The organism is Symbiopectobacterium purcellii, from assembly GCF_052050035.1.
GTDB classification, from domain to species: Bacteria; Pseudomonadota; Gammaproteobacteria; order Enterobacterales; family Enterobacteriaceae; genus Symbiopectobacterium; species Symbiopectobacterium purcellii_A.
Map to the genome: position 1 here is coordinate 2,550,728 of NZ_CP189882.1, position 14,958 is coordinate 2,565,685.

Consider the following 14,958-nt stretch of genomic DNA (forward strand, 5'->3'; position numbering starts at 1 on the left):
TATGGCAGCCCGCGATGACCCCTTTATCACATACCGATCCTGCGTTTTCTGAACACGGCAATGAAGACTGGCTCAAGTTTGTTGAGCTAGTGAAGCTCTCCGTGGCGGAAGATCTGCATCACCCGCTGTTGCAACTGTTATTGACGCCAGACGAACGCACGGCGCTTGCTACGCGTGTGCGCATCATTCAGGAGTTAATGCGAGGAGAGATGAGCCAGCGTGAATTGAAAAACGAATTGGGTGCTGGTATTGCGACCATTACGCGCGGATCTAACAGTTTAAAAGCGGCATCGCCTGCACTGAAACAGTGGCTGGACGCACAGCTGCTGCCAGAAGGTAAATAGGTCTGTTGGACATCATAAAGGTTAAGGGGCATCGCGCCCCTTAAACGGGTCAGCTCGGTTGGCTGTAAATGGGGTTGTGGAAGGGTACCAACGCCAGCAACAGTGCCTGATAGTAGACGCTGGCGCGCGTCAGTTTACCGTCGGTAAACACCCCAATAGCACAACCCTGATGTTTAATGTCCTGAATGCCGGTCAAACGTGCCATTTCGTCTCCCAGCTCTCTTCCTTCCTTGATTCCTTGTAATATACTTTCCGGCAGCACCATGCTGGCGGAGCGTGATTCACCACGCAGATGTGGGTTTTCAATCACCATCCAGGCGAACGTCATGCTCTCTTCAATGCCAGCTTCTACGCCGACCCAGAAATTGGCCTCGGGCCGAACCTGACGGGCGCGCATAACGCGGTTGCGGGCCCCGGTACGCGTCTCGGTGGAACCCAAGGGCTGATGAGAAACGCCGCTGTCGACATCAACACCTTCGATGCGACAGTTTTCTTCGCCAAAGACATCCGTGAATGCGAGTGTAATAGCCTTAATTTTTGCCGGGTTGGTAGTGGCAGCGACAACATGGTACATAACGGTTCATACTCTTTTAGTTAATTTGACGCAGTATAATGGAAAAAAGCTATGTTACAGGTATATCTTGTTCGCCACGGTGAAACGGAATGGAACGTGGCCCGGCGTATTCAGGGACAATCCGACAGCTCGTTGACCGCACAAGGCGAACAGCAGGCCTATCAGGTTGCGAACCGTGTTAAAACGCTAGGCATTACGCATATCTTTACCAGCGATTTAGGGAGGACGCGCCGCACCACGGAGATTATTGCGCAGTCTTGCCACCACTGTGAATTGGTTGAAGACCCTAATTTGCGTGAGCTGAATATGGGCGTGCTGGAAATGCGCGACATCGATACGCTCAGTCCGCAGGAGGAAACCTGGCGCAAGCAACTGGTGGACGGTACGCCGAATGGCCGTATTCCTGAAGGGGAATCTATGGCGGAGATGGCAACGCGTATGCATCAGGTGCTTGATCGCTGTCTGGCGCTGCCGCCCGGTAGTCGTCCGCTGCTGGTCAGTCATGGTATGGCCCTCGGCTGCTTGTTAAGCACCATCCTTGGGCTGCCCGCCAGTGCAGAACGCCGTTTGCGGTTGCGTAACTGCTCGCTCTCACGCATCGATTATCAGCAGAGCCCGTGGTTGGCGTCCGGCTGGGTCGTGGAAACCGCCGGGGATGTTTCTCATCTTGATACCCCGGCATTGGATGAACTCCAGCGTTAACGGTGTGCGCGCTTAGCGACGGATAGGGATCAGGTATTCGCAGCGGATCACTTTCGGTGGTCCGTCTTCTTTCGTCCCATTCGGTGTGAAACGCTCCGCGTCACAGCCATCGCGGCGCGTTAGCTCGAAGGTAGGCAGGTGTCGTAAAGGCTGATAATGAAATCCTGTAGCGCATCCGTGGGGCCTTCATAGACGAACAAGGCGTACTCACCGCCGGGCAGCGTAATCGGCTCGCCGGGGTGAACCCCTTCCGGAACGTGCTCTGGTTCCACCGCGGTGGTATAGAGCACATCATGCTCGTCTTCTTTATCCTTGCTCGGGCGCGCGTGATGCAGACCACAGAGCAAAGGGGGAATGCATTTGGCTTCGCCCAGGTACTGCCGCCAAAAATGCACGCGCATTTCCGTACGGAAATTACAGATTTGTTCCAATGAGCAGTTGCAGTTTTGCGTGACGCCCACCAACTGTGTATCCGGCAGAGCAACAAACTCAGGCTGCGGCAGCGTGAATTCACCTAAACGCAACGGAGGGCGAATACCGTAGGTATTCCACTCTTCTGCACGGCGGTAAGAGGCATGCGTCTGAGCAAACTGTTTTTTAAAGGCGCGAGTAAACGTTTGCTACGAATCGAAGCGTTATTGCAGCGCGATATCGAGGATCGGCCTGCCGGTCATACACAGTGCCATCGCGGCTTTGGTCAACCGGCGTGCGCGAATATACGCGCCAATGGCGTGCCCAGTGACATCTTTGAACATACGTTGTAGGTGCCATTTGGAGTAGCCGGCTTTTGCTGCCACGTTATCCAGCGACAGTGGCTGGTCAAGGTGGTTTTCCAGCCAATTGAGCAGGTCACGTATGATACTGGCTTGATCCATAGAACATCCTCGATAGAACACACAAAGCACGAAGCGCATATAGATCAGGCATCATAGCAACTTTTTGCTGTTGTCACCTCTTAAGATTTTTGAATAATTTATACAAACAATCAGGTGAAATTTGCATACTTTAGCCCTATATCTAATAGCGGCATCGTCAGCGGGGGAAAAGCCCCTGTAACTTGTTTCCAGACAGAGAGAAATATCGATGAAAAACGCATTAATCATGGGAGCCTGTATGGCGCTGCTGAGCGTGGGCAGTGTCGCCAGGGCGGAACAGATTGGTTCTGTAGATACGGTTTTCAAACTGCTGGGTCCAGACCATAAAATTGTGGTGGAAGCCTTTGACGATCCTGACGTTGCGAACGTGACCTGCTATTTAAGCCGTGCTAAAACCGGGGGCATCAAAGGGGGGTTAGGCTTGGCAGAGGATACCTCCGATGCTGCCATTTCCTGTCAGCAGGTTGGGCCGATTACGCTGTCGGATAAGATAAAGAAAAGTGATGATAGTGGCACGGTGGTGTTCCAAAAGCGCACGTCACTGGTGTTCAAAAAACTTCAGGTGGTCCGTTTCTACGATGAAAAACGCAACGCGCTGGTCTACCTGACCTACTCCGATCGTTTAGTCGACGGCTCGCCAAAAAATGCCTTGAGCGCAGTGCCGATCATTCCCTGGGGCAAGAGCGAGTAGTGTGTTAGGGAATAACCAGTGCTGAGATAAAAAAAGGCCGAAACCTGCTGGTTTCGGCCTTTTTTAATGACTGGCGGCGTGCGTTAGTCTTCCAGATCGCCGCAGAAACGGTAGCCTTCGCCGTGAATGGTGGCGATGATTTCCGGTGTATCGGCCGTAGATTCGAAATGCTTACGAATGCGGCGAATCGTCACGTCCACGGTGCGGTCGTGCGGTTTCAGCTCGCGGCAGGTCATTTTCTTCAACAACTCGGCACGGGTCTGAATCTTGCCGGGGTTTTCGCAGAAGTGCAGCATCGCGCGGAACTCGCTGCGCGGCAGCTTGTACTGCTCACCCGCGGGGCTGATCAGCGAACGGCTGTTGATGTCCAGCTCCCAACCATTGAAGCGGTAGCTTTCTACCAGACGACGCTCTTCGCTCACACCGCCCAAGTTCATGGTACGGGACAGCAAATTGCGCGCACGGATAGTCAACTCACGTGGGTTAAACGGTTTGGTGATGTAATCATCCGCACCGATTTCCAGGCCGAGGATCTTATCCACTTCGTTATCACGTCCGGTCAGGAACATCAGTGCCACGCTGGCCTGTTCACGCAGTTCGCGCGCTAACAGCAGGCCATTTTTGCCGGGCAGATTGATGTCCATGATCACCAGATTGATATCATGTTCGGACAGGATATGGTGCATCTCAGCGCCGTCAGTGGCTTCGTGAACGACATATCCTTCAGCCTCAAAGATGCTCTTGAGGGTGTTGCGAGTTACCAACTCGTCTTCGACAATAAGAATGTGCGTGGTCTGCATGTTTGCTACCTAAAATTGCCAACTAATTATAGAATTCGGAAGTACCGAAGTCGCCATCGGTCTTTTCGTGCCCGCACGCGCGGTGCGAGGTTATAGGGCTTTTACCGGAGTTTGGGGCGCAAAGGGCACGCTCACACTCGCAATGTAGACTAAAGTACGCAAATACGTTCCTGGTGCATGCCTGACTTCACCCGATGCGGCACGTTGCTATAGCAACGACATCTCCGCGTATCGGTTGCCTGACGCTGACAAAATTCCGCGTGAATCAGTTGCGCGGGCAGCGCCAGTGCTTTCTACGTGATAACCGGCGATATCAGACGATAATCAGGCTAACTCAACTACGCCTAAAGTGGTGCATAGTTTAACTTTATTAACAGCAAGCGCCGATTTTGATCGCTCACAAATCTACGGTTCCGTTGACATATATCAAATTTCATTGTAGCACGTTAACTATTTTGTGAAAAATACTTATAAGATTGCCAGCTTAAGTCACAAACTGCCTGATTTGGATACGATTCAGCAGCGCAAGCGGCCGCAGTGAACGCGAAACGTCATTACGCAATAGCCATTATATAATGCATTGATATTAAAGTATATGTAATGATTTTTTTGGTTTTTGGTCCTTTTTAATCCTGACCCGCATTTTTTACCGTAAGGTAACGCTCGAATGTTTCATTTCTGTTAATTTAAACGAGGCTGGCGGGACGAGGCATACCGGGTATTGCATGTCCGCCAGCCATTTTCTCTTCTTTGGAGGTTTTGTGCAGTTTTTTATTGTGCTGGTCGCGCCAGCCCGCCCAAAGAACGTGGGGGCGGCAGCCAGAGCCATGAAAACCATGGGGTTTCATTCACTGCGTATTGTTGACAGTCAGGCGCAACTTGAGCCAGGTGCACGCCGCGTGGCGCACGGGGCCGGTGATATTCTAACCTGCTACCCTACGCTCGCTGATGCATTGGCCGATGTGGATTTTACCGTCGCGACGACGGCGCGCTCGCGAGCCAGGTTTCACTATTACTGCACGCCGACAGCGTTGCTTGGGTTGATGCAGGAGAAACAGCAGTGGGTCGGTTCGGCAGCGCTGGTGTTTGGCCGTGAAGATTCTGGCCTCACCAACGACGAGTTGGCGCTGGCGGATATATTGACGGGGGTGCCGATGCAGGCAGATTACCCGTCACTGAATTTAGGGCAGGCTGTCATGGTCTATTGTTACCAGTTGGCGCAGCTGATGCAGGTGCAGCCAGAGACTGCCGAAGCCGCTCAAGCCGGGCAGTTGGTGGCGCTGCGCCATCGGCTGGAAAAGCTGTTGGTGACGTTGCAGGTAGACGATGACGAGAAACTGCGAGATTGGCTATTGCAACGCATCGGGTTGTTACAGCAGCGGGATACCGCCATGCTGCATACACTGCTGCACTATATTGAGAAGGCGCTGAAGTGAGATGAAAAAAAGAAATCCATTGACTTCATGTCGCGATTGCCTTAACTAATAGAGGATAGAAACCGATTTGTTGATCGAGAGTCCTTTACGCATGCGTCAAATCAGCCTGACCACCACCATTATTACCACCACCATTACTAACAGTAACGGTGCGGGCTGACGCGTAGAAAAGAATCTGAAAAAGCCCGCACCTAAACAGTGCGGGCTTTTTTTTTACGGCGAAGAGCAGGTTCCGCCGACCCGTGCCGCCAGCGGCGGCAGCCAAAAGCGCCCGGCGTGTTTTGGTGACTGAAACTCAGGAGAAGAGATAAAAATGCGAGTGTTGAAATTTGGCGGGACTTCCGTGGCGAATGCGGCGCGTTTTGCGCGCGTTTCCGATATCATCGAGAGCAATGCGCGTCAGGGACAGGTTGCCACCGTGCTGTCTGCCCCGGCGAAAATCACCAACCATCTTGTGGCGATGATTGATAAAACCGTTGCGGGCCAAGATATTCTGCCGCATATCAATGATGCCGAAACTATCTTTTCTTCTCTGCTAAAAGGGCTGGCAGAATCCCAGCCGGGTTTCCCGTATGAGCGCTTGTCCACGCTGGTACAACAAGATCTGGGCCAGTTGAAACAGGTTCTGCACGGCATTTCACTGCTGGGGCAGTGCCCGGACAGCGTCAACGCCAGCATTATCTGCCGTGGTGAGAAACTCTCTATTGCTATCATGGAAGCGATATTCCAGGCCCGTGGTTATCAGGTCTCGGTTATCGATCCGGTAAAACGCTTGCTGGCGCAGGGGCATTATCTGGAATCTACCGTGGATATCGCGGAATCCACGCGCCGTATTGCTGAGCAAGGCATTCCTTCCGATCACGTGATTCTGATGGCGGGGTACACCGCGGGTAATGATAAAGGGGAACTGGTGGTACTGGGCCGCAACGGTTCTGACTACTCTGCCGCCGTGTTGGCCGCCTGTTTACGCGCAGACTGTTGTGAAATCTGGACTGACGTGGACGGTGTCTACACCTGCGACCCGCGTCAGGTGCCTGATGCGAGACTGCTGAAGTCGATGTCGTATCAGGAAGCGATGGAGCTTTCCTACTTCGGTGCCAAAGTGCTTCACCCCCGTACCATCGCGCCCATCGCCCAGTTCCAAATTCCCTGCCTGATTAAAAATACTGAAAATCCTCAAGCGCCCGGCACATTGATTGGTCTGGCCAGCTCGGATACCCAATATCCGGTAAAAGGCATCACTAACCTGAACAATATGGCGATGTTTAACGTCTCCGGCCCTGGCATGAAGGGGATGGTGGGGATGGCTGCGCGCGTGTTTGCGGCGATGTCCCGTGCGGGCATCTCGGTGGTGCTGATCACACAGTCCTCTTCCGAGTACAGCATCAGCTTCTGCGTGTCGCAAAGCGAACTGGCCCGTTCCAAGAAAACGTTGGAAGATGAATTCTATCTGGAACTGAAAGACGGCGTGCTGGAACCGCTGGATATCACCGAACGTCTGGCGATCATTTCTGTGGTGGGTGACGGTATGCGCACGCTGCGCGGCCTTTCTGCCCGTCTGTTCTCCGCATTGGCCAGTGCCAATATCAATATCATCGCGATTGCGCAGGGTTCCTCTGAGCGCTCCATCTCTGTGGTGGTGGATAACGACGTGGCGGTGACCGGCGTGCGTGTGGCGCACCAGATGCTGTTTAACACCGATCAGGTGATCGATGTGTTCGTTATCGGCGTAGGCGGCGTGGGTGGTGCTTTGCTGGAGCAGATTCATCGCCAGCAGCCGTGGCTGAAACAGAAACATATCGATCTGCGTGTCTGCGGTATTGCCAACTCCAAAGCGCTGCTGACCAATATTAACGGCATTGCGCTGGACTCCTGGCGCGAAGCGCTGAATGAGGCGCGTGAACCCTTCAATCTGGGTCGCCTGATTCGTCTGGTGAAAGAGTATCATCTGCTTAACCCGGTTATCGTGGACTGTACCTCTAATCAGGCGGTGGCCGATCAATATGCTGACTTTTTGGCCGATGGCTTCCATGTGGTTACGCCCAACAAAAAGGCTAACACCGGTTCCATGAGCTACTACCAGCAACTGCGCAGCGCTGCCGGTAAATCTCGTCGCAAATTCCTGTATGACACCAACGTCGGTGCCGGGCTTCCGGTCATTGAAAACCTGCAAAACCTGTTGAATGCTGGGGATGAACTGCTGCGTTTCACCGGCATTCTCTCGGGGTCGCTCTCCTTTATCTTCGGTAAGCTGGATGAAGGAATGAGTTTGTCGCAGGCGACGTTGCAGGCGAAAGCCAATGGTTATACCGAACCCGATCCGCGTGACGATCTGTCCGGCATGGATGTGGCGCGCAAGTTGTTGATTCTGGCGCGTGAAGCGGGCTATAAGCTGGAGCTGGCTGATATCGACGTAGAGTCGGTGCTGCCGCCGTCCTTTGATGCCTCGGGTGATGTCGATACCTTTATGGCGCGTTTACCCGAGTTGGATGCGCCATTCAGTGAAAAAGTGGCGCACGCGCGAGAAGCAGGTAAAGTGTTGCGTTATGTCGGCGTGATTGAAGAAGGGCGCTGCAAAGTACGAATTAGCGCAGTGGGCGGTAACGATCCGCTGTTCAAAGTGAAAGACGGTGAGAATGCGCTGGCGTTCTATAGCCAGTATTACCAGCCATTGCCGCTGGTGCTGCGCGGTTATGGCGCGGGTAATGATGTGACTGCGGCCGGTGTGTTTGCCGATCTGTTGCGCACGCTGTCATGGAAGTCAGGAGTATAATGATGGTTAAAATTTATGCGCCCGCGTCGATCGGCAACGTCAGCGTTGGGTTTGATGTACTGGGCGCGACGGTTACGCCTGTTGATGGCTCACTGTTGGGCGACTGCGTGACCGTAACGGCGGCTGAGCGCTTCAGCTTACGCAATGAAGGCCGTTTTGTCGGCAAACTGCCGAGTGAGCCGAAAGAGAACATTGTCTACCATTGTTGGGAACGGTTTTGTCAGGAAGTGGGAAAAATCATTCCTGTCGCCATGACGCTGGAAAAGAACATGCCGATCGGCTCGGGTCTGGGGTCCAGTGCCTGTTCTGTGGTTGCCGGTCTGATGGCGATGAACGAATTTTGTGGCAAACCGCTGGATGATACGCGTTTGCTGGCGCTGATGGGGGAGCTGGAAGGGCGTATTTCTGGCAGCGTGCACTACGATAATGTCGCGCCGTGCTTCCTGGGCGGTATTCAACTGATGATCGAGCAAAACGGCATCATCAGCCAGCCGGTGCCTGCGTTTGACGATTGGCTGTGGGTTATGGCCTATCCGGGGATCAAAGTGTCCACGGCGGAAGCGCGTGCCATTCTGCCCGCGCAGTATCGCCGTCAGGATTGCATCAGCCATGGCCGTTATCTGGCGGGCTTTATTCACGCTTGCCACACCCGTCAGCCTGCGCTGGCAGCGGCGTTGATGCAGGATGTGATCGCCGAGCCGTACCGTACGCGCCTGCTGCCTGGCTTTGCCGATGCGCGTCAGGCGGCAAAAGATATCGGTGCGCTGGCGTGCGGTATCTCTGGTTCAGGGACGACGCTGTTTTCCGTGTGCGATGATATGGAAAAGGCACAGCGTTTGGCCAGTTGGCTGCAATATAACTATTTGCAGAACGATGAAGGGTTTGTTCATATTTGCCGTCTGGACACGACAGGCGCACGTCAATTGGGATAAGGCATGAAACTTTACAACTTAAAAGACCACAACGAGCAGGTCAGCTTCTCGCAGGCGATCAAACAGGGGCTTGGACGCCAGCAAGGGCTGTTCTTCCCGCTGGAACTGCCTGAGTTTAGTTCGACTGAAATCGATGACCTGCTGGAACTGGATCTGGTTACGCGCAGCAGCCGCATTCTTTCTGCCTATCTGGGTGATGAGATTGCACCGGAAACCGTTTATCAACGTGTTAAAGCGGCGTTTACCTTCCCGGCGCCGGTTGCCACGGTCTATGAAGATATCGCCTCTCTGGAGCTGTTCCACGGTCCAACATTGGCGTTTAAGGATTTTGGCGGGCGCTTTATGGCGCAGATGCTGGCACAGGTCTCCAACGGGGAAAAAGTCACCATTTTGACGGCCACTTCAGGTGATACCGGTGCGGCGGTTGCGCACGCGTTTTACGGTCTGGAAAATGTGCGCGTGTTGATTCTGTATCCTCGCGGCAAAATCAGTCCGTTGCAGGAGAAGTTGTTCTGCACGCTGGGCGGTAACATCCATACCATCGCGATCGACAGTGATTTCGACGCCTGCCAGGCGCTGGTGAAGCAGGCGTTTGACGATGAAGAATTGAAGCAGGCTATTGGCCTGAATTCTGCCAACTCCATCAATATCAGCCGCTTGTTGGCACAAATCTGCTATTACTTTGAAGCCGTGGCGCAGTTGCCTGCCGCCGCGCGTCAGCAGCTGGTGGTGTCGGTGCCGAGTGGCAACTTTGGTGATTTGACCGCCGGTCTGTTGGCTAAATCCCTCGGCTTGCCGATCAAACGCTTTATCGCTGCCACCAATGCCAATGACACCGTGCCACGTTATCTCAGCAACGGCGAATGGGCACCCAACCCGACAGTCGCAACGCTGTCTAACGCCATGGATGTCAGCCAGCCGAACAACTGGCCGCGCGTCGAGGAGCTGTTCCGTCGTAAAAATTGGGCGCTGCCAACGTTGGGATTTGGTGCGGTGAGTGATGACGTGACCCAAACGACTATGCATGAACTGGAAGCGCTGGGCTACACCTCCGAACCGCATGCGGCCATTGCTTATCGCCTGCTGCGCGACCAACTCCAACCGGGCGAGTTCGGCTTGTTCCTGGGGACGGCGCATCCGGCGAAATTCAAAGAGAGCGTAGAAGCAATTCTGGGTAAAACGCTGGATCTGCCGGAAGCGCTGGCGCAGCGTGCTGATCTGGAATTGCTCTCGCACAACTTTGCACCCGATTTCGCGCCACTGCGTCAGTTCCTGATGGCGTTGCCGGAATAAGAGCTGTTGTTAGAAACGTTATTGTTATAAACGTTGTTATAGCCGTCGTGGTTCATCCTTCCCCGCGCAGTGCGGGGAACGCTAACCTTCACTGTGCGTGGCGTTTAAAGATCAATTCCTGCTTGGTCGCGCCATATTCCGCAAAGCAGTAACCTTCCAGATTGAGATCTTGCAACTGCTCAACCTGCGTCAGCCGGTTTTTGATAATAAAACGGCTCATCAAACCACGCGCCTTTTTGGCGTAGAAGCTGATCACCTTGAACGTGCCGTTTTTCTCATCCAGAAACACCGGTTTTATCAGCGTAGCGTTGAGCTTTTTGACATTGACGGATTTGAAGTATTCCTCTGACGCCAGATTGACGAGAATATCATCCCCCTGCGCCTGGAGCGCCTGATTTAGGTGCTGCGTGATGGTATCGCCCCAGAAGTGATAAAGATCTTTGCCAGCCTTATTCTCCAGCCGCGTGCCCATCTCCAGACGATAGGGTTGCATCAGATCCAGCGGGCGAAGTACGCCATACAGCCCGGATAACATACGCAGATGCTGCTGGGCAAAATCGAAATCTGCCTCGCTGAAATCTTCTGCGGCAAGCCCGGTATACACGTCGCCTTTGAAGGCAAACAGGGCTTGGCGCGCATTGTCGGGGGTGAAATGGGGCTGCCATTCACTAAAGCGTCCCGCGTTGAGATCCGCCAGTTTGTCACTGATGCCCATCAACGAGGCGATCTGTGCCGGTGTGAGCCGTTTACACTGGGCGATCAGTTCGCTGGCGTAGTCCAGCAGCGCGGGCTGTGTGTAACGCTCGGTGGCTAACGGGCTGGTGTAATCCAGCGTTTTTGCTGGCGAAATGGTGATCAACATGGCATGGCTCCCCTGTTTTTGTTGCACGTACTGTAGCAAAAAACACAGAAAAAAGGGGCGATGGCTGTAACAGGAAAAGGCTGTCTTGCACGGGGGGCGGTGCGTGTTATTATCGAAACATAAGTAATTTATAAGTGCGAAACACAAGACGACGTTCATATACCCACAACGAGATATGCCAACATGACGGATAAACTGACTTCCTTACGCCAATTGACCACGGTCGTGGCTGATACCGGTGATATCGCCGCGATGAAGCTCTACAAACCGCAGGATGCTACCACTAACCCTTCCCTGATTCTGAATGCGGCGCAAATTCCTGAATACCGCTCTTTGATTGAAGACGCGGTGAAATGGGCGCGTGAGCAGAGCAGAAAACGGGAACAGCAGCTTGTCGATGCTACGGACAAACTGGCCGTCAATATTGGTCTGGAAATCCTGAAACTGATCCCTGGACGTATCTCCACGGAGGTAGATGCTCGCCTCTCTTATGACACTGAAGCGAGCGTTGCCAAAGCCAAACATCTGATCAATCTCTATAACGATGCGGGCATCAGTAACGATCGTATTCTGATCAAACTGGCCTCAACCTGGCAGGGCATCCGTGCCGCCGAACAGTTGGAAAAAGAAGGCATCAACTGTAACCTGACGTTGCTGTTCTCTTTTGCACAGGCGCGCGCCTGTGCGGAAGCGGGGGTCTTCCTGATCTCTCCGTTCGTGGGCCGTATTCTGGACTGGTACAAATCCAACACGGATAAGAAAGAGTATGCGCCGCAGGAAGATCCGGGCGTTATCTCCGTTACTGAAATCTACGAGTACTACAAAGCGCACGGTTACGAAACCGTGGTGATGGGTGCCAGCTTCCGTAACAGCGGCGAAATCCTTGAGTTGGCCGGCTGCGATCGCCTGACCATTGCGCCAGCATTGCTGAAAGAATTGTCGGAATCCACCGGTGATGTGCCGAGCAAACTGGCTTACAGCGGTGAGATCAAAGCGCGCCCGGCGAAAATGACCGAAGCCGAGTTCTACTGGCAGCACAATCAGGATCCGATGGCCGTTGACAAACTGGCAGACGGTATTCGCAAGTTTGCTATCGATCAGGGCAAGCTGGAAAAAATGATTGAAGATCTGCTGTAATCAACGCAGAAAATAACGAAAGCCGGGCTCTCCACGGCCTTTTTATTATTGCCGTTTAGTCCGGCTATAGCGCAACGCGGTTCCGCTCACGTTTTGCCAGATAGAGTTTCTCATCGGCACGTTTCATCACCTGGGTCAGGTCCTACTGCGCGATGTGATATTCCACCAACCCGATACTGACGGAGAGCTTCATCTTCTGGCCTGAAGACGAGGCGCTGGTGGCGTTGCTCACGGCCACTCTGGCCCGTTCAGCCACCCAGTAAGCGTCATCCAGCGCGATATTGGGCAGAACGATGGCGAACTCATCGCCGCCCAAACGGCCGAAGATTTCCTCTTTGCGAAACGAGTTTTTCAGGATGGCGGCTACGGTTTTCAGCGCGTCATCGCCGCCGTCGTGGCCCAGGGTGTCGTTCACGTTTTTAAAGTGATCGATATCGATCAGAATGACGCAGGTGGGGCGCCGGGTCACAGTGGCGATTTGCAGCACCTTGTTGGCCGCATGGTAAAAGGCATCGCGGCGCAGTTAGCCCGTCAAATCGTCGTAGCGGGCGGTGGTGGGCAGCTCAATCAGGTATTTTTTGGCAAACAGCGAGAGCACGCTGCCTAACATGGCCGCGAGTAACGCCATAAACGCGGCAATGAGCAGCGATGAAAACGACCCCACGGTTTTATACAGTGTCGGTTCACTCAATACGCCGGTGGTGCGGATGATCACACCGTGCAGTTTGCACTGGTCAAGTAAATCAGGACACTTTTTTCTCAGCCATTTGTTCATAACGCACCGGAGACAGATCCCCGTTAGCGGCATGATGCCTGTGTAGGTTGTAGTAGCGGATATACGTCGCCACATCCTGCTCCATGTAAGCCCGTGTTGGCTGGGGGTACCAGCAGCAACCATTCATGTTTCAGACTGCCCCAGAAGCGCTCCATCACCGCATTATCCCAGCAGGCACCCACGTCTCCCATACTGCTCCTCAGCCTGTAGCTGCTCAGCAGCGCCTGAAAGCGTTGTCCCGTGTACTGCGCCCCCCTGTCCGTATGCACCACCAGGCCCGGCGGGGGAGTTCGCAGGTTATATGCCTTCATCAGGGCCCCGCAGAACAGCGATGAGGTCATCCGTCTGTCCACCTGCCAGCCCACTATCTGCCGGGAGTACAAATCCATAATAGCCGCCAGATACAGCCAGCCTTCACCGGTCTTCAGATACGTGATGTCACTCGCCCACACCTGATTTGGCCCCGGCGGGTTAAAATTCTGGTTCAGCAGGTTTGGGGCCACCTCTGCACCCGGGCGGGGTTTTGTCGTGACCTTATAAGTCCGGCGCTGTCGGCAGACCAGCCCCTCTTCCTGCATGAGTTTCCTCACCCGCCAGCGGCTGATTATGATGCCTTCTCCACGAAGCCTTTTGACCAGCGTCCGGCTTCCTGCTCCCTGCCTGCTGGCGGCGAACAGCGCCTTTAACCTGACCCGGACCTCCACGTCTTTTTGCAGCGGTTCGGCGGGCTTTTTTCGCCATGCATACCAGGCAGAGGCCGTCACACGCATGACCCGACAGAGTGTACGAACGCTGAAGTCAGTGGCATTGTCGAGAATGAACCGGTATCTCACGACATATAGCTAAACGACTTAATTTTGATTACATTATTTAAATGAGCTATTCAATTGATTTTAGACGTAAAGTGATATCTACACGGAAAAACGAAGGGTTGAGTATCCGAGAAACAGCGAAGCAATTTCGGATTGGCCCTGCCTCTGTATCGCGTTGGATTAATCAAATAGAGTCAAAAGCATCGACCACGCGTCAGCGAAAGATCGATAAATCCGAGTTGATAAAAGATGTTGAACAATATCCAGATGCTTACCAAAAAGAACGTGCAGAGCGTTTTGGCGTTTGTCAGAAGGCCATTTGGCAAGCGCTTAAAAAGCTGGGATTGACCTATAAAAAAAACTCTACGTCATCCGAAAGCCGACGAAAACGCCCGGCAGGGATTTCAACAAAAAAAACAACAGTATGAAAAAGAAGGTAAACCTATTGTTTTTATTGATGAAAGTGGTTTTTCACACGATGCCCCACGGACTCACGGCTATTCCCCAAAAGGTCAACGGTGTTTTGGCCTGAAGAACTGGGGAGCTAGGGGAAGAACAAATGTTATCGGCGCTTTATTAGGCACAACGCTGTTTGCTATCGGATTATTTGATATCAATATTAACAGCGATGTTTTCTATGCCTGGGTCACACAAGTCCTTATCCCAGTACTCCCTAAAAACAGTGTAATCATGATGGACAATGCCACTTTTCACAAAAAACATAATATTCAACAAGTCATCATCGATGCAGGGTATATGGTGGAGTATTTGCCTACATATTCGCCAGATCTTAACCCAATTGAGCATAAATGGGCACAAGCAAAAAGCAAAAAAAGAGAGATGGGTTGCGATACAGAGAGTTTGTTCTCAGTCCATATGGTGTAATCAAAATTAAGTCGCTTGGCTATATGTTTCGCGAAGAAGGCACTCGCCTTTTTTAGCATCTCCTTCT

At 53.1% G+C, this 14,958-nt stretch carries 18 protein-coding genes, 1 pseudogene and 1 other annotated feature; of the genes and pseudogenes, 11 read left to right on the forward strand and 8 right to left on the reverse strand.

Going from position 1 to position 14,958, the window contains the following annotated elements:
- Window positions 1-14 precede the first annotated feature (14 nt).
- The gene (gene trpR / locus ACQGXV_RS18005) at window positions 15-344 is read left to right on the forward strand and encodes a trp operon repressor (RefSeq protein ID WP_222158268.1); all 330 of its coding nucleotides are present in this window, start codon (window positions 15-17) and stop codon (window positions 342-344) included.
- 49 nt (window positions 345-393) lie between these two features.
- On the opposite strand, the gene yjjX is transcribed toward trpR, so the two are convergent.
- Complete coding sequence (gene yjjX / locus ACQGXV_RS18010) at window positions 394-918, reverse strand: inosine/xanthosine triphosphatase (protein ID WP_440867093.1); 525 nt, start codon at window positions 916-918, stop codon at window positions 394-396.
- A 51-nt stretch (window positions 919-969) separates the two neighbouring features.
- Here yjjX and gpmB point away from each other — a divergent pair, with 51 nt between their 5' ends.
- Window positions 970-1,620 carry a 2,3-diphosphoglycerate-dependent phosphoglycerate mutase GpmB gene (gpmB, locus tag ACQGXV_RS18015; protein ID WP_440867094.1) on the forward strand — a complete coding sequence of 217 codons (651 nt, stop codon included), beginning with the start codon at window positions 970-972 and terminating at the stop codon, window positions 1,618-1,620.
- Between the two features lie 12 nt (window positions 1,621-1,632).
- Here gpmB and robA read toward each other — a convergent pair.
- A pseudogene (gene robA, locus ACQGXV_RS18020) lies at window positions 1,633-2,495 on the reverse strand (MDR efflux pump AcrAB transcriptional activator RobA).
- A 226-nt stretch (window positions 2,496-2,721) separates the two neighbouring features.
- Here robA and creA point away from each other — a divergent pair.
- A complete protein-coding gene (gene creA / locus ACQGXV_RS18025) occupies window positions 2,722-3,186 on the forward strand; it encodes a protein CreA (protein ID WP_413542244.1) in 465 nt (154 codons plus the stop codon).
- 83 nt (window positions 3,187-3,269) lie between these two features.
- On the opposite strand, the gene arcA is transcribed toward creA, so the two are convergent.
- A complete protein-coding gene (arcA, locus tag ACQGXV_RS18030; protein WP_440867095.1) occupies window positions 3,270-3,986 on the reverse strand; it encodes a two-component system response regulator ArcA in 717 nt (238 codons plus the stop codon).
- Window positions 3,987-4,747: 761 nt separating this feature from the next.
- On the opposite strand from arcA, the gene ACQGXV_RS18035 reads away from it, so the two are divergent.
- The 5 genes from ACQGXV_RS18035 to thrC all read left to right on the forward strand — a co-directional run bounded on the left by ACQGXV_RS18035 (window position 4,748) and on the right by thrC (window position 10,420).
- Complete coding sequence (locus ACQGXV_RS18035; protein ID WP_440867495.1) at window positions 4,748-5,422, forward strand: tRNA/rRNA methyltransferase; 675 nt, start codon at window positions 4,748-4,750, stop codon at window positions 5,420-5,422.
- Between the two features lie 67 nt (window positions 5,423-5,489).
- Window positions 5,490-5,582, forward strand: a complete 93-nt coding sequence (thrL, locus tag ACQGXV_RS18040; RefSeq protein WP_440867096.1) for a thr operon leader peptide — start codon at window positions 5,490-5,492, stop codon at window positions 5,580-5,582.
- Window positions 5,521-5,637: a sequence feature (Thr leader region), on the forward strand. Its footprint overlaps the gene before it by 62 nt.
- Before the next feature lie 98 nt (window positions 5,638-5,735).
- Window positions 5,736-8,195, forward strand: a complete 2,460-nt coding sequence (gene thrA / locus ACQGXV_RS18045) for a bifunctional aspartate kinase/homoserine dehydrogenase I (RefSeq protein ID WP_440867097.1) — start codon at window positions 5,736-5,738, stop codon at window positions 8,193-8,195.
- 2 nt (window positions 8,196-8,197) lie between these two features.
- A complete protein-coding gene (thrB, locus tag ACQGXV_RS18050) occupies window positions 8,198-9,127 on the forward strand; it encodes a homoserine kinase (RefSeq protein ID WP_440867496.1) in 930 nt (309 codons plus the stop codon).
- A 3-nt stretch (window positions 9,128-9,130) separates the two neighbouring features.
- Window positions 9,131-10,420 carry a threonine synthase gene (gene thrC, locus ACQGXV_RS18055; protein WP_440867098.1) on the forward strand — a complete coding sequence of 430 codons (1,290 nt, stop codon included), beginning with the start codon at window positions 9,131-9,133 and terminating at the stop codon, window positions 10,418-10,420.
- An 88-nt stretch (window positions 10,421-10,508) separates the two neighbouring features.
- Here thrC and yaaA read toward each other — a convergent pair whose 3' ends face one another.
- A complete protein-coding gene (gene yaaA / locus ACQGXV_RS18060; RefSeq protein WP_440867099.1) occupies window positions 10,509-11,282 on the reverse strand; it encodes a peroxide stress protein YaaA in 774 nt (257 codons plus the stop codon).
- Between the two features lie 183 nt (window positions 11,283-11,465).
- Here yaaA and tal point away from each other — a divergent pair, with 183 nt between their 5' ends.
- Complete coding sequence (tal, locus tag ACQGXV_RS18065) at window positions 11,466-12,419, forward strand: transaldolase (RefSeq protein ID WP_440867100.1); 954 nt, start codon at window positions 11,466-11,468, stop codon at window positions 12,417-12,419.
- Window positions 12,420-12,561: 142 nt separating this feature from the next.
- On the opposite strand, the gene ACQGXV_RS18070 is transcribed toward tal, so the two are convergent.
- From ACQGXV_RS18070 to ACQGXV_RS18085, 4 genes are read right to left on the reverse strand one after another with little or no spacing between them, the layout of a single operon-like run.
- Complete coding sequence (locus ACQGXV_RS18070; protein ID WP_440867497.1) at window positions 12,562-12,942, reverse strand: GGDEF domain-containing protein; 381 nt, start codon at window positions 12,940-12,942, stop codon at window positions 12,562-12,564.
- Window positions 12,943-13,194, reverse strand: a complete 252-nt coding sequence (locus tag ACQGXV_RS18075; protein ID WP_440867101.1) for a hypothetical protein — start codon at window positions 13,192-13,194, stop codon at window positions 12,943-12,945.
- Window positions 13,163-13,267 carry an IS3 family transposase gene (locus tag ACQGXV_RS18080; protein ID WP_440867102.1) on the reverse strand — a complete coding sequence of 35 codons (105 nt, stop codon included), beginning with the start codon at window positions 13,265-13,267 and terminating at the stop codon, window positions 13,163-13,165. Before ACQGXV_RS18080 ends, ACQGXV_RS18075 begins: the two co-directional genes overlap by 32 nt.
- On the reverse strand, window positions 13,218-14,027 hold the full coding sequence (locus ACQGXV_RS18085) for an IS3 family transposase (protein WP_440867103.1): 810 nt from the start codon (window positions 14,025-14,027) through the stop codon (window positions 13,218-13,220). The genes ACQGXV_RS18080 and ACQGXV_RS18085 overlap by 50 nt, the downstream gene beginning before the upstream one ends.
- Window positions 14,028-14,068: 41 nt before the next feature.
- Here ACQGXV_RS18085 and ACQGXV_RS18090 point away from each other — a divergent pair, with 41 nt between their 5' ends.
- Together ACQGXV_RS18090 and ACQGXV_RS18095 are read left to right on the forward strand one after the other, a co-directional pair.
- Window positions 14,069-14,434: an IS630 transposase-related protein gene (locus ACQGXV_RS18090; protein WP_440862584.1), complete on the forward strand. Its 366-nt coding sequence runs from the start codon at window positions 14,069-14,071 to the stop codon at window positions 14,432-14,434.
- Window positions 14,358-14,891 (forward strand): IS630 family transposase, encoded by a 534-nt coding sequence (locus ACQGXV_RS18095; protein ID WP_440862665.1) that lies wholly within the window; start codon window positions 14,358-14,360, stop codon window positions 14,889-14,891. The genes ACQGXV_RS18090 and ACQGXV_RS18095 overlap by 77 nt, the downstream gene beginning before the upstream one ends.
- Window positions 14,892-14,958 lie beyond the last annotated feature (67 nt).

What these genes read in the sequence shown, in the direction of transcription:
- trpR (WP_222158268.1), top strand. Translation starts at nt 15, where the DNA reads ATGACCCCTTTATCACATACCGATCCTGCGTTTTCTGAACACGGCAAT.
- yjjX (WP_440867093.1), bottom strand. Translation starts at nt 918, where the DNA reads ATGTACCATGTTGTCGCTGCCACTACCAACCCGGCAAAAATTAAGGCT.
- gpmB (WP_440867094.1), top strand. Translation starts at nt 970, where the DNA reads ATGTTACAGGTATATCTTGTTCGCCACGGTGAAACGGAATGGAACGTG.
- creA (WP_413542244.1), top strand. Translation starts at nt 2,722, where the DNA reads ATGGGAGCCTGTATGGCGCTGCTGAGCGTGGGCAGTGTCGCCAGGGCG.
- arcA (WP_440867095.1), bottom strand. Translation starts at nt 3,986, where the DNA reads ATGCAGACCACGCACATTCTTATTGTCGAAGACGAGTTGGTAACTCGC.
- thrA (WP_440867097.1), top strand. Translation starts at nt 5,736, where the DNA reads ATGCGAGTGTTGAAATTTGGCGGGACTTCCGTGGCGAATGCGGCGCGT.
- thrB (WP_440867496.1), top strand. Translation starts at nt 8,198, where the DNA reads ATGGTTAAAATTTATGCGCCCGCGTCGATCGGCAACGTCAGCGTTGGG.
- thrC (WP_440867098.1), top strand. Translation starts at nt 9,131, where the DNA reads ATGAAACTTTACAACTTAAAAGACCACAACGAGCAGGTCAGCTTCTCG.
- yaaA (WP_440867099.1), bottom strand. Translation starts at nt 11,282, where the DNA reads ATGTTGATCACCATTTCGCCAGCAAAAACGCTGGATTACACCAGCCCG.
- tal (WP_440867100.1), top strand. Translation starts at nt 11,466, where the DNA reads ATGACGGATAAACTGACTTCCTTACGCCAATTGACCACGGTCGTGGCT.
- ACQGXV_RS18075 (WP_440867101.1), bottom strand. Translation starts at nt 13,194, where the DNA reads ATGAACAAATGGCTGAGAAAAAAGTGTCCTGATTTACTTGACCAGTGC.
- ACQGXV_RS18090 (WP_440862584.1), top strand. Translation starts at nt 14,069, where the DNA reads ATGAGCTATTCAATTGATTTTAGACGTAAAGTGATATCTACACGGAAA.